General features: G+C 49.3%; 14 protein-coding genes. 12 read left to right on the forward strand and 2 right to left on the reverse strand.

All coding sequences use genetic code 11. From position 1 onward, the window contains the following. The first annotated feature begins 6 nt into the window (after positions 1–6). From GWK78_00420 to GWK78_00450, 7 genes are all read left to right on the forward strand, one after another. On the forward strand, positions 7–798 hold the full coding sequence (locus GWK78_00420) for a hypothetical protein (protein QHU93512.1): 792 nt from the start codon (positions 7–9) through the stop codon (positions 796–798). Between the two features lie 127 nt (positions 799–925). After that, positions 926–3,043 (forward strand): polyribonucleotide nucleotidyltransferase, encoded by a 2,118-nt coding sequence (gene pnp / locus GWK78_00425; protein QHU93513.1) that lies wholly within the window; start codon positions 926–928, stop codon positions 3,041–3,043. A gap of 58 nt (positions 3,044–3,101) precedes the next feature. Then, positions 3,102–3,980: a hypothetical protein gene (locus tag GWK78_00430; GenBank protein ID QHU93514.1), complete on the forward strand. Its 879-nt coding sequence runs from the start codon at positions 3,102–3,104 to the stop codon at positions 3,978–3,980. Positions 3,981–4,043: 63 nt separating this feature from the next. Then, a complete protein-coding gene (locus GWK78_00435) occupies positions 4,044–4,622 on the forward strand; it encodes a uracil-DNA glycosylase (GenBank protein QHU93515.1) in 579 nt (192 codons plus the stop codon). 143 nt (positions 4,623–4,765) lie between these two features. Next, positions 4,766–6,934 (forward strand): RNase J family beta-CASP ribonuclease, encoded by a 2,169-nt coding sequence (locus GWK78_00440; protein QHU93516.1) that lies wholly within the window; start codon positions 4,766–4,768, stop codon positions 6,932–6,934. Between the two features lie 70 nt (positions 6,935–7,004). Then, positions 7,005–9,224: a cell division protein FtsK gene (locus GWK78_00445; GenBank protein ID QHU93517.1), complete on the forward strand. Its 2,220-nt coding sequence runs from the start codon at positions 7,005–7,007 to the stop codon at positions 9,222–9,224. Between the two features lie 75 nt (positions 9,225–9,299). Further along, on the forward strand, positions 9,300–10,205 hold the full coding sequence (locus GWK78_00450) for a hypothetical protein (protein QHU93518.1): 906 nt from the start codon (positions 9,300–9,302) through the stop codon (positions 10,203–10,205). Position 10,206: 1 nt separating this feature from the next. Here GWK78_00450 and GWK78_00455 read toward each other — a convergent pair whose 3' ends face one another. Further along, positions 10,207–11,016: a hypothetical protein gene (locus GWK78_00455; protein QHU93519.1), complete on the reverse strand. Its 810-nt coding sequence runs from the start codon at positions 11,014–11,016 to the stop codon at positions 10,207–10,209. Between the two features lie 136 nt (positions 11,017–11,152). Here GWK78_00455 and rpsF point away from each other — a divergent pair, with 136 nt between their 5' ends. The 5 genes from rpsF to GWK78_00480 all read left to right on the forward strand — a co-directional run bounded on the left by rpsF (position 11,153) and on the right by GWK78_00480 (position 14,242). After that, positions 11,153–11,512, forward strand: coding sequence for a 30S ribosomal protein S6 (rpsF, locus tag GWK78_00460; GenBank protein ID QHU93520.1), 360 nt, complete (start codon positions 11,153–11,155; stop codon positions 11,510–11,512). Positions 11,513–11,549: 37 nt separating this feature from the next. Beyond that, positions 11,550–11,978 carry a single-stranded DNA-binding protein gene (ssb, locus tag GWK78_00465; protein ID QHU93521.1) on the forward strand — a complete coding sequence of 143 codons (429 nt, stop codon included), beginning with the start codon at positions 11,550–11,552 and terminating at the stop codon, positions 11,976–11,978. An 11-nt stretch (positions 11,979–11,989) separates the two neighbouring features. Continuing rightward, positions 11,990–12,193 (forward strand): 30S ribosomal protein S18, encoded by a 204-nt coding sequence (gene rpsR / locus GWK78_00470; GenBank protein QHU93522.1) that lies wholly within the window; start codon positions 11,990–11,992, stop codon positions 12,191–12,193. 273 nt (positions 12,194–12,466) lie between these two features. Continuing rightward, positions 12,467–13,027: an elongation factor P gene (efp, locus tag GWK78_00475; GenBank protein ID QHU93523.1), complete on the forward strand. Its 561-nt coding sequence runs from the start codon at positions 12,467–12,469 to the stop codon at positions 13,025–13,027. A 444-nt stretch (positions 13,028–13,471) separates the two neighbouring features. After that, entirely contained in the window at positions 13,472–14,242 is a 771-nt protein-coding gene (locus GWK78_00480) for a TlyA family rRNA (cytidine-2'-O)-methyltransferase (protein ID QHU93524.1), read from the forward strand. Between the two features lie 17 nt (positions 14,243–14,259). Here the strand turns inward: GWK78_00480 and ychF are convergent, their stop codons facing one another. Then, complete coding sequence (gene ychF / locus GWK78_00485) at positions 14,260–15,339, reverse strand: redox-regulated ATPase YchF (GenBank protein ID QHU93525.1); 1,080 nt, start codon at positions 15,337–15,339, stop codon at positions 14,260–14,262. Between the last annotated feature and the right edge of the window lie 15 nt (positions 15,340–15,354).

Consider the following 15,354-nt stretch of genomic DNA (forward strand, 5'->3'; position numbering starts at 1 on the left):
TTCGGTATGGTAAGAAACATAAATGCAGAGCCATCAAGGATAAGTCGGCGCGGTCTGTTGTTTGGTGCGGCTGGAGCAGTGGCGGCTACGGCTGGTGGGCTGCTTATGAATCGTGGCGATGAAAGTCAACGGAGAGTATCGGTAGAGACGAATGCCTCGAAGCTTGACCTTGAAGGGGCGTATGAGATATATGATCAAGCCCGTGACATGTTTCGGCGATGTATTGAGGGTGCGCCTGTGTTTACGAGCGAAATGCCGCCGATATTACCACCACCCGCATCGGTATCTGTCTCTCGAGGCGGAGGTAAGCGCGGTTTTATGACGGGGAGTGCGCTACTGCGTAAGGCCGGTCATTCTGAGCGAGCAGTGATAGGCACGGGAGTCTCTTCGGATTTGGGTGATGATAGTAGGGTGCGCGTAGCCGTCGCGTTTGAATTGTTGTCAGGTAAGCCCGAAGCTAAGATCGCTGAGCTGATGGCGGTTTGGGGAGTATCGAGGCGAGGGTTACCGACAGAACGTGCCTTTCGGGATATACTGTATGAAATTGATCCGGAAGAGCTGATGCTATCCTTTGTGCCAGTATCTCAGAGGCAACCGACAGCGCCAACTAGTGAGCAGCCGTATGAGTGGACTGCTATGCTGCCGGGAATGGAGAGTTTTAATGTGATACAACAAGTCATTGGTGCGGCTGGCGGTAGCTCACCGGAAGTGTTGTTACCAACGCCAAAGGTTTTGGACCGAGTAAGTGAGCAGCTCGCTGCGGTTCGGGATGCGTTTGGTCGGGCCGGCTTCCTATAAAGCATGCGGCCCTGTGATATAATAGAAAGTGCGAATATAACCCGCAGACGGTGATGGATGTGTGGTGTGTTGATAATAAACCAGCACGCGTACACCTGTTACTGTCTTTGCGAGAAAGAGAGGATCTATGGCAATTATTAATCCAAGTGGTAAGGAGATTTTTAGCGTTACCACCGAGCTGTGCGGCCGACCGCTGACGCTGGAGGTCAACCGCGTCGGTTTTCGGACGACTGGCAGCGTGCTGGTGCGCTATGGCGATACAGTGGTACTGGGCAGTGCCCAGGTGGGCAGCCGGCCGGTGCAGCTGGATTATTTCCCGCTGTCGATTGATTATGAAGAAAAGTTTTATGCGGCGGGTAAAATTTCTGGCTCGCGGTTTATCAAACGCGAGGGCCGGCCGAGCGACGAGGCGGTGCTGATCGGTCGGTTGATTGACCGTCCGATTCGGCCGCTGTTTCCAAAGGGCTACCGTCAAGAGGTGCAAGTCGTGGCGACAGTGCTGAGCATGGATCCGGATTTCCGTCCGGATGTGGTGGCGATGATTGCGGCGTCGAGCGCCTTGATGCTGACCGGCACGCCGTTTGACGGACCGGTGGCGGGCTTGCGGGTGGGCCGCGTGAATGGTGAGTTTAAGGCCTTTTTGACACCAGAGGAGCGTGAGCAATCTGATTTGGACCTGGTGGTGGCGGGTATCGAGAGCGGCATCACCATGGTGGAGGCTGGTGCTAAGGAAGTGTCAGAAGAGGTGATCGTCGACGCCATGGCCTGGGCGCACCAGATGATGCAGCCAGCGATTCAGTTGCAGCGCGAACTAGCTGCCAAAGTGGCGCCAGCCGCGCAAGAATATGAATTAGTCTTACCCGACGAAACAATTCAGCAGACGGCTGATGAGTGGGTTGATGGTAAATTGGGTGAGCAAATCCGCCGGCCGTATCCGGAGCGCAACGAAATGATTAGCAATATTCGTGCTGAATTTCATCAAGCGATGGCCGAAAAACTTGGCATAGGCGAAGAAGAATATAACGAAGTTCGCAATGATTATGACGAGGCGTTCACGCTGGCATTGCACAAAGATGTTCGCCGCGGTATCGTCGAGGATAATATGCGTCCAGACGGCCGCAAACTAACTGAAATTCGCCCGTTAAGTTCAGAAGTTGGTTTGCTGCCACGAGCACACGGTTCAAGCTTGTTTACCCGCGGCGTGACGCAGGGTATGAATATTGTCACCTTGGCGCCGCTGAGTTACGCGCAGCTGGTTGATACTATGGAAGTTAACGACGGCGAGCGGCGCTACATGCATCATTACAATGCGCCGGGCTATACGGTTGGCGAGGTTAAGCGGATGGGCAGCCCGGGCCGGCGCGAAATTGGCCATGGCTACTTGGCGGAGCGAGCCTTGACGCCAGTGTTGCCGAGCGAAGAAGACTTCCCGTATGCCATTCGCAGCGTTACCGAAATTATGAGCCAAAACGGTTCGACATCGATGGCAGCAACCTGTTCAAGTTGTCTGGCACTGATGGACGCTGGCGTGCCTCTCTCGGCGCCGGTTAGCGGCATTGCCATGGGCCTAATGATGGACGGTGATACGCCGTACGTACTGAGCGATATTGCCGATGCTGAGGATTTTGCCGGTGATATGGATTTCAAGGTGACCGGTACAGCCAAGGGTATCACGGCGCTGCAGATGGATATGAAAGTGCATGGCTTGCCGGTGGCAGTGCTGCGCCAAGCGATTGAACAGAGCAAGGCGGGCCGGGCACATATTTTGCAGCATATGCTGAGTGTGCTGCCAGCGCCGCGCGAAGCACTTAGCCCGTACGCGCCGCGGATTGAAAAGCTAAAAATTGATCCAGATAAAATCGGCGCGGTCATCGGCAAGGGCGGCGAGGTGATTAACAAGATTACCAGCGAGACTGGTGCTGAGGTTGATATCAAGGAAGACGGCCTGATCACCATTGCCAGCCCGAACGGCGAATCAATTGAGAAGGCGCTTGCCTGGATTAAAAGCTTGGTCGAAGAGCCAGAAGTTGGCAAAATTTACGAAGGCAAGGTCGTCAGTATCAAAGATTTCGGAGCGTTTGTAAATATTCTGCCAGGAGTTGACGGCATGGTACATATCTCGAAGTTGGCCGATCACCGCGTGGCTAAGGTGACTGATGTAGTCAAAGAAGGACAAACCGTTCGCGTGAAAATCACCGGTATCGATGAACGCGGTAAAATTAACTTGACGATGATCGGGTTATAACTTTTGCTTTTTAGCAAAATACGATACAATGAGAGTGTAAGAGTAATTGAGGGGGATTATGGACGACAAGAATAATAAGAACGTACCACAACCGACAGCAACATCGCCCGTGGCGACCGAGCAGACTGCTCCGGCGCCCTCGCAGCCAGTACCACCGGTGCCGCAGCCACAGCAGCCACTGCAGCAAGGTGTACCGATACAGCCCAAGAAAGGGTTGAGCAAGGGTGCGCTATGGGGTATCATTGGCGGTTCAATAGGTTTGATAGTTATCGTGGTTGGCATTGTGCTGGCTGTTATATTCCTTGGTGGGCCATCAAAAGCCGACTACCAAGAAGCTGCTAAGACACTGAAGGAGTTTGACGGCAACAGCCTCAACTCGGCACTCAAGTCGTCGAATGCTGATAACGCAAAGAAGCTGATTGAAGAGGCGGTGGGACGTGCTGATTTGATGATGAAGAAGCTTGATTCATCGAAGATTATGCGCGACGAGGAGACCAAAAAATCCTTTGGCGAGTACAAGACTGCCTATGAAAAGGTGCGCCCAAATATGCTTGCCATTGCCAGTCTGATAGGAGATATGAAAGACTTCTCCAAGAAGTGTTCACCAAGCTATTTTAGCTATATCGGTAAGCCAGCAGATGAAGTTAGGAAGCTCTACGATGAAAAAATGAGCGGCTGCTATCAGTTACTTGATAACATTATCAAATCAGAGCAAAAAGAAGTGCAGGACTTTGGTAAGCAGATGAAAGAGTATTACAAGGCGTTAGGTGATTTCTTTGTAGCACGCGCCAATAAAGATTACAGTGTTCAGGCACCGCGCCTGTCGTCAGGCAGGTCAAACCCGCTATCCAATTTTGCCAAGAAAATCCAAGAATCAAATTTGCAGAAGCACGAGAAAGACTTCGTCAATCTGGTGAAAGAAAAAGCTGAAAAGTAATTTTCGCCTCAGCATCAAGCAAAACACCTCGCATAGTGACGAGGTGTTTTGTATAATAGAAATATGGATGAGGTAGCGCAACTGGAGGTTTTGGCGGCAGAGATTATCGCTGGTGATGTTTGTCATGACTTGGCGCTACAGGCAACGCAGCTGGTGATGGGCGACGGTCGAGCTGACGCGGACATTGTATTTATCGGTGAAGCGCCGGGAAAAAATGAAGACCTTCAGGGTAAACCATTCGTTGGGGCAGCTGGTACATTTCTTGACGAGATGTTAGCCGCAGCCCAGTTACGTCGTCAAGATGTCTATATCACCAATATCGTTAAATATCGGCCGCCAAACAATCGTGACCCGCTGCCGGAGGAGAAGCGCGCTTTTTGGCCGTATTTGATGCGCCAACTGCAAATTATTCAGCCAAAGGTAGTCATCACATTGGGTCGGCATAGCGGCACGGCATTCATTCCTGACTTGGCGATTTCGCGTGATCATGGTAATCCGCGCTGGGCACAATTCAACGGTTTGAAGTTCTTGGTAATTCCGCTGTATCATCCGGCAGCAGCGCTGTATAACGGGGCATTGCGGCAGACGTTAATTGACGATTTTGTGCGGGCGGCGCAATTGGCCGCCCAGGCGAGCGCCTGAGCTATTTTTGACAAGAGCTGGCGCCCCGTGCTATAATGAACACAATTGTTAGGGGATAGATTTGTCGTACGTTGCCCCCGTGTCTATCACCTGTCATTCTAATTTTGCAAGGTATTTATTTTTATAAAAGGAGAACAATACGCATGGGCCAGAGACGACTTGCGACGCCGAAGGGCGATGATCAGTCAAAACGACCAGCTACAAAAAAAAGTAACACAGCGGTGATGAATAGTACCACCACTCGTAAGGGCGAAGTGTTTCGGGCGCAGCGGCGCACGAGTGAGAACGTTAATCTCAGGGCGTCGCAGCACGTGATCGATATTCCGGTCAATAAATCAGTTTACAACGGCTATGGCGGCGAGCAATTTAGCGCCAAAATGCAGCCAAAACGCACTCGCGGTGGTAAGCCAAAGTTGAGGATCATCCCAATCGGCGGTGTCGGCGAAATGGGCATTGGTAAAAACATGAACGCCATTGAGTACGATGATGAAATTATTATTGTGGATATGGGCTTCCTGTTTCCGGGCAGCGACTATCCAGGAATCAACTACATCACGCCAGATATCACCTGGCTGGAAGAAAATAAGCACAAGATTAAGGCGCACGTGTTCACCCATGGACACCTTGATCACATCGGCTCCTTCCGGCACTTTATTCACCGAATTCCAGCGCCGGTGTATGGGTCAAAGTTTACTATCGGTATGCTAGATAAGTCGATGGCTGACGCGGATACTGATTTCCAGCCAGACTTTCGAGTGATGGACCCATTGAGCCATGAAATTGTTCAAGTGTCGAAGCACTTTTCGGTAGAATTGGTGCGGGTGAATCACTCAATTCCAGATTCAACGGCGGTGATTATTCGAACCCCGCTGGGTGTGATTATTGACTCTGGCGACTGGCGATTTGAGGAAAGCCCGGTTGACGGTCAGAAATTTGACCTCAAGCGGATGACTGAAGTGGCGTCCAAAGAAGGCGTCTTGATGTTCATGAATGAATCGACCAACTGTGAGTCGGCCGGTACGCATACCCATACCGAGTTTGATATTCAATATTCTATCGGCCAGGTGATGGATAAATTCAGTAACAGCCGGGTGATTTTAAGCTGTTTCTCGTCGCAGGTGCACCGTTTGCAATTAATTTTAGAGGAAGCGCATAAGCACGGCCGCAAGGTGGCATTTGCCGGCTTTTCAATGATTCAGAACCTGGAAGTGGCGCTGCGCTCAGGAACCATTAAGATCCCGAAAAATACCGTCATGAAGATGGAAGATATCATCAAGCTGCCGGATAGCCAGATCACCGTGGTTTGTACCGGTTCGCAGGGTGAGTTTAATGCCGTGCTGAGCCGTATGGCGACTGGCGCGCATAAATACATGAAGATCAAAGGCTCTGACGTGGTGGTGTTTAGCTCCAATCCGATTCCGGGCAATGAGAAAAACGTGGTGCGAACAGTGGACGGCTTAATGCGCGAGGGTTCTGATGTGATTCAGAACGGCAAGACGCACTTGACGGGGATTGGGCCGCTGCACTTATCGGGGCATGGTTATTACGATGATCACGTCAAGTTGATTAACGCGTTGAACCCAACATACTACATGCCAATTCACGGCGAATTTCACATGTTGGTTTATAATGCTCGGTTGGCAGAAAAAGAGTGCGGTATTCCGCGGAAGAATATCTTTGTGTGCGACGCCGGCGATATTATTGAAATTGACGTTGAACGGCAAGCTAAGAAAGCCGGTCGAATTCAGGCTGGCGGTGTGATGTATGATGATACGGGCGCTATCGTTTCTGAGGTGGTATTGAAAGACCGGATTCATATGTCTCAAGAGGGAATGTTTGTAGTAGTCCTGACGGTGCAGCGCGGTACAGGACGATTATTGACCAGTCCAGATATTATTTCTCGCGGCTTTATTTATCTGCGTGATTCTGAGGAATTGATGAATATGATTCGCCAGTACTTGAAACAGAAGGCAGCACGCAGTTTCAGCGGTAAATATGACCTGGATGTTATCAAGAAAGAAATTAAGGACGAGGTCACGCATATTTTGTACGATCAGACGCGTCGGACACCAATTGTCATCCCAGTCATTAACGAGGTTGGCGGTCTAAAAACGGTAAAATCGACTACTACTTCGAGTACCTCTACTATAAAGACGCCGGTGCGCAGCAAAAAACCTACCGTTGCTTCAGCGGCGGAGCCGAAAATGACTTTGCCGACTATGCCGCGCCGCCGTTTCCCGCGCCGCCAGGTGCCAGACACCGAGGCGAATGACACCAAGGCTCGAGAGGTCGGCCGAGTGCGCGCGTACTAGCCACGCTTGCTATTTGTTGTAAAATATGCTACAATGTGAATGTCGGTAAAGTGATATAATAAAAATAGTTATGCCAAAAAAACGAAAATCTACCCGCAAGAAATCAGTTTCCACAGCTCCAAAGCATGATGTGCCGAGCGGCTTTTGGGCGCAAGTTGGCGCGGTACTGCTCGTTGTGTTGTCGCTTCTTCTGGTGGTGGCGTGGTTTGGCGTTGGTGGTCCGGTGCTGGGGTGGCTACACAAAGCGACTCTGAGCATGCTTGGGTATGCGATGTATGGGCTACCGATCTTGCTGATATATATTGCTGTGGAGATTTTCCGCGCGGAGAATAATCGGTTACCGCTGGCGATGAAATTAGCAGCTATCCTCGAAGTAGTGTGGCTGTCAGGGCTGTTTGGTCTAGTAAAAACACCGGCCCGCCCGGAGGCTGGTGGTTTCATCGGCGATACGGCTAATCAAGCGATGAGTGCCATGGTCGACCCGGGCATCGCTGCTTTGATATATGTGGTGCTCATCATCATCACGGCGTTATTTATTACCCAGACGTCGCCGTTTACGGTGATTAAGAAAGTAGCCGAGGCGCTCAAGCGCGACCACTCTGAGGATGACAACAATGCGGCGGTGATGAAGAAGGCGGCTCGTGAAGATGTGGCCAGCGCCAAGTCATCGAGTAATATCAAGCTCAATGCCGGCGTCCCGACCGTTGATCCCGTCACACCAAAAGATAGAAGGACGTCACCGCTGAGCAGTCTGCGCGGTAGCGTGGCGCGGGATAAGGCAGCTGAGGAGCAAGCAGCACTAGTGGCGGCACACGACCCGAACTGGCAGGCGCCGAGCCTTGATCTGCTAGAGAAAAAGCAAAGTCCAGCTGACGCTGGTGATATTCGGCAGAATGCGCAGATTATTCATGATACCCTGGCAGAGTTCAATATTGATGTGGAGATGGAAGACGCAAATATTGGGCCGAAAGTGACGCAGTATACCTTGCGACCGCCGAGTGGTGTGAAGTTGACACGCATCACGGCGCTGGAGACGAATATTGCTTTGAATTTGGCGGCGCAGAGCTTGCGGATTGAAGCGCCAATTCCTGGGCAAAAAGCCGTTGGTATTGAGGTGCCAAATCGCCGAGCGGCTGATGTGCGGCTGTATGGCGTTCTGGATTCTAAACAATGGAAGAATGCTCGTGAACCATTGAGCTTCGCTATCGGTAAAGATATTTCTGGTGAAGCAGTGGTCGGTGAACTGAATAAAATGCCACATATGTTGATCGCTGGACAGACTGGTTCTGGTAAGTCGGTAATGATTAACACCTTGCTGACGAGTTTGCTATATCGCAACAGTCCAAGCGATATGAAGTTGATTTTGGTTGACCCGAAGCAGGTGGAAATGGCACCGTACGAAGACATCCCACATTTGCTGACCCCGGTGATTACTGAGCCAGAAAAGACTATTTCGGCCTTGAAATGGGCGGTCAATGAGATGGAGCGGCGCTATAAATTACTGGCGGCCGAGAAGATTCGCGATATTAAAGGGTATAATCAACGGCTAGCTACGCGAGCTAAAAAAATCCCGGTAGCGGACGCCGATGGCAACATTCAACAGCACGAAGACGGAGCGATGCCGTACATCGTTATCGTAATTGACGAGCTAGCCGATTTGATGATGGTGGCGGCACGCGACGTTGAGGCGCTGATCGTTCGCTTGGCGCAGAAAGCGCGGGCGGTGGGTATCCACCTGGTCTTGGCAACGCAGCGGCCGAGCGTTGACGTGATTACTGGTTTGATCAAGGCGAACGTGCCGGCGCGTATCGGCTTTACCGTGGCGTCGCAGGTTGACTCGCGGACCATTCTTGATCAAATTGGGGCTGAGAAGCTGCTTGGTCAGGGTGATATGCTGCTGTATACGCCGAGTATGAGCAAGCCAAAGCGCATTCAAGGTGCGTGGGTGACCGATGATGAGGTCAATAAAATTACTGACCATTTGCGGATGCAGTCAGCACCGCAGTACAATGATGAGGTGGTGGCGCAGCCGGTACAATTAAATGGCAAGGGCGGCCTGGCGGTTGATTTTGGCGGTGGCGGTGAAGACGAAGCATTTATGGACGCGGTGCGAGTAGTGATTGAGGGCGGCAAGGCCTCTACCAGCTATCTGCAACGGCGGCTACGGATTGGCTACGGCAAGGCAGCGCGACTGATTGAAGAGATGGAAGAGCGTGGCATTGTCGGCCCAGCGAACGGCTCAAAAGCTCGTGATGTTTTGGTCTCAAGTGTCGATGAGCTAGGGCAATAGCTAGCTTGACATAATTATTTTATAGGTTATAATACGCTAAGTGAGAAGTTGATTTGTATGTGGAAGGATGGCTACATGGCGCACATAAGTTGTAGAAATAATGGAGAATTATCTCCTGATAGTAAAGGCGACAAGTTAAGGAAGCTTCTTGTGCTGGGGGTTGCTGCAGTCACGTTAGCCGTATCGGGTATACTTGGGTATAGTCTTGGCCGGTCACACGATGTTCCGCCCGCACCATCAGTAGAAAATACCGATGGTGGAATATCCAAAGAGTCCAATGATAGTTCGAGAGTGGAAGAAATTACACTTACGCTACCAGACACCGAAGGCCGTCGAGAGGCAGAGGTCTTTTTAAAGGATCCCAATATAGTCCAGTCTGCGCGCGATGTTGCTGGACGAGTGCTTACTGCTGCAGGGAAGTCGGTTGATAGTAATGCTGCTCGACTCGTTCGCCAAGATTATTATGATGATCACAATAGGCCTAAACAGCAGTCAATAACAATTACAGATGATAAGGGACACGTGGTATCGGTTGATGTTGCTCAAGGCGACAAAAGGTTTGGTGGAAGTGAGATCGCAGTAGAAGTTACCACTGATATAATTGAGGTCGGCGCAAAGAGTAGACAGACGGATCGGATAACGTGGCGGTTGGATTTTTTGTCTCCAGAACCTGTGGCACATCAGCATATCGAATCTCCAGAAGCACTACTACCGGCTCTAGAAGGCGTGTTACCGACGAAAGTGGAATGGTCGCACAGACAGACTGCTGATGGTTGGTCGGAGACTAAGGAAATTACAATCGTTTCACCAAAGTCTGTCTCGCCATCGAGACCAGATTATGAAAGCATAGCGGCGGTACCGGCTAAGGGAGAGATTAATGGTCGGGCCGTGGAGAGTGCTAAGGTATATGATGCGGCAAAAAGCCTATTTGATCGGCTCGCGACCGATGGTGATATATCCGATATCTTGCCCTCTCAGTAAACTAACGTGCCGCCAGATATTCACCAAGTAGTGTTATTTTGTGGCCAGTTGAGGTAATTTTATTAATGGCGCGATGTAATGACGGGCCGGCAGCGTCAACGGTCATAAAGAATTTATAGTTCCACGGCTGGCCGACGATGGGCTGGGACTGGAGGCTGGTGAGGTTAATGGACTGATCGGCGAATGTGCGGAGTATCTCGAGCAGGCTACCTGGTTGATGGGTGGTGGTGACAACAAGGGTTGCTCGATCGGCATCAGTCACTGTGGCGTTTGGGTCAAGGATAAGGAAGCGAGTGATATTATCTTGACCGTCTTGGATGTGTCGCTTGAGAATTGGCATATTATACAGTTGGGCAGCGGTTTCACCGGCGATGGCTGCCAGGTGTGGTGAACCCTGTTGCTTGATGAATTCGACAGCGCCAGCGGTATCAAAATGTTCAATTTGTGCGGCTTGTGGCAGGTGTTTTTGGAGAAATTGGCAGCACTGCGACAGAGCGACAGGATGTGAATAGACAGCGGTAATGTCTTCAAGTGTTGTGCCTGGATTGGTGATAAGGGTTTGTTGAATGGTAAGCGTCACTTCACCGACGATAGGAGCACTACAAGATTCGATGTGACGGTAGGTTTCGTTGATGGTGCCGTAAATAGTATTTTCTACCGCCACGACAATGGCGTCAGCCTGGCCACGAGCATAGGTTTGAAAGACATCGCCAAAGGTCACGCACGGAACAATGGTAGCCTCGGGTCCGTACCATTGTTTTGCTGCTTGTTCATGAAATGATCCAGCTTGTCCTTGAATGGCGATACGCATGAACTCTATTGTAGCATGGTCTGGCGGGGTGTATCACTGGACTTTTGCATCAGATTACCGTATAATACGAGAGAATAATAACCTAAGGTTATGTGCGATAACATAACCATCCGTAATGGATTCCAAAGGAGGAAACATGAACGAATACGAACTGACCGTTCTTATTCATCCAGATTTGGAAGCAAATTTGGACGCGGCGCTGGACAAGGTTCGAGCGTTGATCAAAGACAATGGTGGTGAAATCACCAAAGAAGACAACTGGGGCAAGAAAAAACTAGCCTATGCGATTCGCCGTGAAGACTTTGCGGTGTATGTTTACTTTGAGGTGAAGTTGCCAAGCAGTGCACCGCTCAAGATATCAAATGTTCTGAATATCACCGACGAGGTACTTCGTTATTTGTTGGTTAAGACCGACGAGAAGACACGCCAGGCGCTTGCTGAGCAGAAAGAGCGCGAAGCTAAGGTTGCTACCGAGGCGGCTGATAAAGAAGCCTAATATTCGACGCGATACATAATAAAAAAGGAGGGTCATCATGGCACGAAGTATCAACCAAGTTATTTTACTGGGACGGTTAACGCGCGATCCAGAGCAGCGGACAACGCCATCAGGTCGGACAGTTGTTAGCTTTAGTATCGCGGTTGATCGTGCCGGACAGGATGATCAAGCTGATTTTTTCGACGTTACCGCGTGGGAAAAATTGGGCGAACTGGTGATGCAGTACCTGTCAAAAGGCCGCCGCGTGTTGGTGCAGGGTCGGTTGCGACAGGACAGCTGGGATGATAAAGAAACCGGCAAGCGCCGCTCGCGTATTGAAGTGACGGCGACCGACGTAACATTCCTTGACGCCCCGAGCGGTGATAGCGCGAATACAACCGCATCACGTAATACTAATACCAAGCAGGCTGAGACCGTAGCGGATATTGATGATAAACCGATCGATCTTAGCGAGATACCGTTCTAAAGGAGAACAAAATGGCAAAACGATTAAAGAAAGATACCCCAACGGTTTTTGACTATAAGGATGTCAAAACATTAATGCGCTATGTTAATGCGTATGGTCAAATTGAGCCGATAGCGAAGACGGGTCTCAGTGTCAAGCAGCAGCGTAGCTTGGCAGTGGCGATCAAGCGTGCTCGGCACTTAGCACTGCTGCCGTTTGTGTCGCAAGGGCAATAAGTATACGTTGAGAGAACTCTCTAATCCCAAACGTATTTATAGATAGGAGAGAAAGTCGAGTGGTCTGTGCAGGGGTAAGGCACAGGCCACTGTTGCTTGTGGGCTGCTGTACAGTGCGTTTTTATTTTTGATGCAGGATAGTATTATAATGCCAAGCCCACTGTGGGATGTTTGAGTAAAAAATATGTTCAGCCGACAAGAAATACTCTGCCGTCCGAAAGAATGTTAGAATTAGGTACGGTAGCTTAATAGTTATAGGAAAGGAAAAACAATATGTATCAGCCGACAGATCTTAAAAAGGGTACGGTTTGTCAGATTGACGGTAAGCCATATCGCGTTATTGAATATGGACAGAAGGTTATGGGGCGTGGAGGCTCTATTGTGAACGTTAAATTGAAAAACTTGCTGGACGGAAGTGTCATCCCGAAAACCTTTAAGGGTCAAGACAAAATTGAGCCAGCTGAGGTGACTAGCAAGACTGTTCAATATTTATATCATGACGGAGATATGTTCTGCTTCATGGATCCAGAAAGTTTTGAACAATTTGAACTGTCTAACGATGTGGTAGATGAGGCAAAAAATTATTTGAAAGAAGGTTGTGAGCTGAATCTCCAGGTGTTTGACGGGCGAGTGATTAATGTTGAATTACCAAAAAATCTTTATCTCGAAGTTACGTATACCGAAGATGTCGTGAAGGGCGATACAACTTCAAGCGTACTTAAGGGTGCAACGCTTGAGACGGGCCTTGTTATTAAGGTACCAGCATTCATTAAACAGGGCGATATTGTCAGTGTTGACACAGCGACGGGTGAATATCGAGAGCGCAAAAAATAACAAAAGGGCCTTCTTGCCGGAAGCGTCGCCCAGGGTGTTCGGGCGACGCTTTTTGTTGTTATGAATACATCAAATAACGATAAAGAATAGAACGAGATTTTAGGTATTGATGCTAAAAATACAACGTAATGTATGTATAGCTGGTAGGGTGTTTTTGGTGATACATACGACAGTTGTTTTCATGAAAAATATGGGCCTATTTGCGATAATGGTGAGAGTCTTCTTAGCCACTACAGGGGTAAATATAACTATTGATGTATAAATTACACTGATGCGTAGTATACAACGTTGTATTTTAGTTAACGTAGAATTAACGATAGCGAAGATCGGCCCATAGGTAAAAAAGAGAATAACTATTGATGTATTTATAACAGCAGTTTCGCTATCGCAGTAGGTCGTTAGTTGTTGAGAAAAATATGTATTCAGGCTACAATGAGAAGTGACATGAAGCAGCGATTAGATAAAATGATACTAGAACGCGGGTTGGTTGAATCGCGTTCAGAAGCAGAGAACTGGATAGGCTTAGGGCAAGTCATGGTCAATGGTAGGGTGGCGACGCGTCCCGGATGTTTCGTTAATGAGACAGCAGACATTACATTGCTGACTCGTGAGCGGTACGTTTCGCGTGCAGGCCTCAAGCTAGCGGGCGTGGCGGATAGTTTTCGGTTGGACTTTCAGGGGAGAACAGTGCTGGACATAGGGTCGAGTACTGGTGGATTTACTGATTTTGCGCTGCGTCATGGCGCCCGACGTGTGTATGCTGTTGATGTGGGCACGAATCAGTTGCACCATCGACTGCGTGACGATCGGCGCATAATATTACACGAAAAGACAGACGTTCGTGACTTTGAGCTTGATTGTCCACCAGACATTATCGTGGGAGACGTGTCATTTATTAGTCTGCGCGACATTCTACCACACGTTGCAAAACGGCTGATGGGCAGTGCGACGGTGCTTGTAGCGATGGTAAAACCGCAGTTCGAGGCAGGGCGTCATTTGGTACAAAAGGGTGTTGTAAAAAATGCTGCTATACGACGAAAGATCCTGACCGATTTTGAGCAATGGGCAAAACAGTATTTTGTAGTTCTTGATAAAAAGGATAGCACCGTCGCTGGTAGTAAGGGTAACGTTGAGCGCTTTTATAAGTTACAACTAAAAAATAACAGAGGTAATAACTGTAGTAAAAAGGGCATCGTTGTACTTAAATCAACGTAGTATAATATACAATAATGTTAGACATTGAACCGAAATTCGACAACATCGTTAGGCTGCATGATGTAATTTTTACCTTCAGTACGTATTTTACCCGCTTCACGGGCCTTAGCTTCTGAACCTGCGGCAACAAGGTCGTGGTAGCTAATGACTTGCGCGGCGATGAATCCGCGCTCAAAGTCTGAGTGGATGACGCCAGCAGCCTGTGGCGCCGTCCAGCCTTTATGTATTGTCCATGCCCTGACTTCCTTCTGACCTGCCGTGAGATAGCTTTGTAGACCAAGTGTGTCGTACGCGGCATGGATAAGCTGCGACAATCCGGTTTCGGAAGCCCCGTAGCTATCAAGTAGCTCCAAGGCGTCATTATTTGATAATTCTCTGAGCTCTTCTTCAAGCTTGGCACAAATAAATAATACTCGGGCTGGCGCGACGAGTTTGGCAAGCTTTTCCTGCAGGGCATGGTCGCCGAGTCCCGCCTCGTCGACATTAAATGTATAAATAATTGGCTTGGCAGTGAGTAAATGAAGATCATTAATTATCTCATATTTGATATTTTCTATGGATGCTATCGGCATACCTGAATTAAGTGACGTCAGGAGCGTTTCAAGGTATGTAGCCACCTGTCGTGCCTCCGGCTTGGCTTTGGCTTCTTTCTGGAGACGAGGTAGACGATGTTCTATGGTTTGGATGTCGGCAAGGATAAGTTCGGTATTGATGATGTCAATGTCGGCCTGAGGGTTAATCGGAGTATTGTCGTGTCGTAATATATCTGAGTTTTCAAAGGCGCGAACGATGTGGATAATGGCGTCGCATTCACGAATATTGTGCAAGAATTTATTGCCGAGCCCTTCTCCTTTTGAGGCGCCAGCTACCAATCCAGCGATGTCGACGAACGTTACGGTCGCGGGGATAATTTTTTGCGTATCATACAGTTTTGCGAGTACGTCGAGCCGCTCATCGGGAACCGGTACGATGCCAGTATTCGGTTCAATGGTGGCAAAGGGGTAATTAGCCGCTAGAATATTATTGTTAGTAAGTGCATTAAATATGGTCGACTTACCGACATTTGGCAGGCCGACGATTCCGATTGATAGACTCATATCGTGTATTATAAC

This window comes from Candidatus Saccharibacteria bacterium oral taxon 488 (genome assembly GCA_010202845.1).
Taxonomy (GTDB): Bacteria; Patescibacteriota; Saccharimonadia; order Saccharimonadales; family Saccharimonadaceae; genus Nanosynbacter.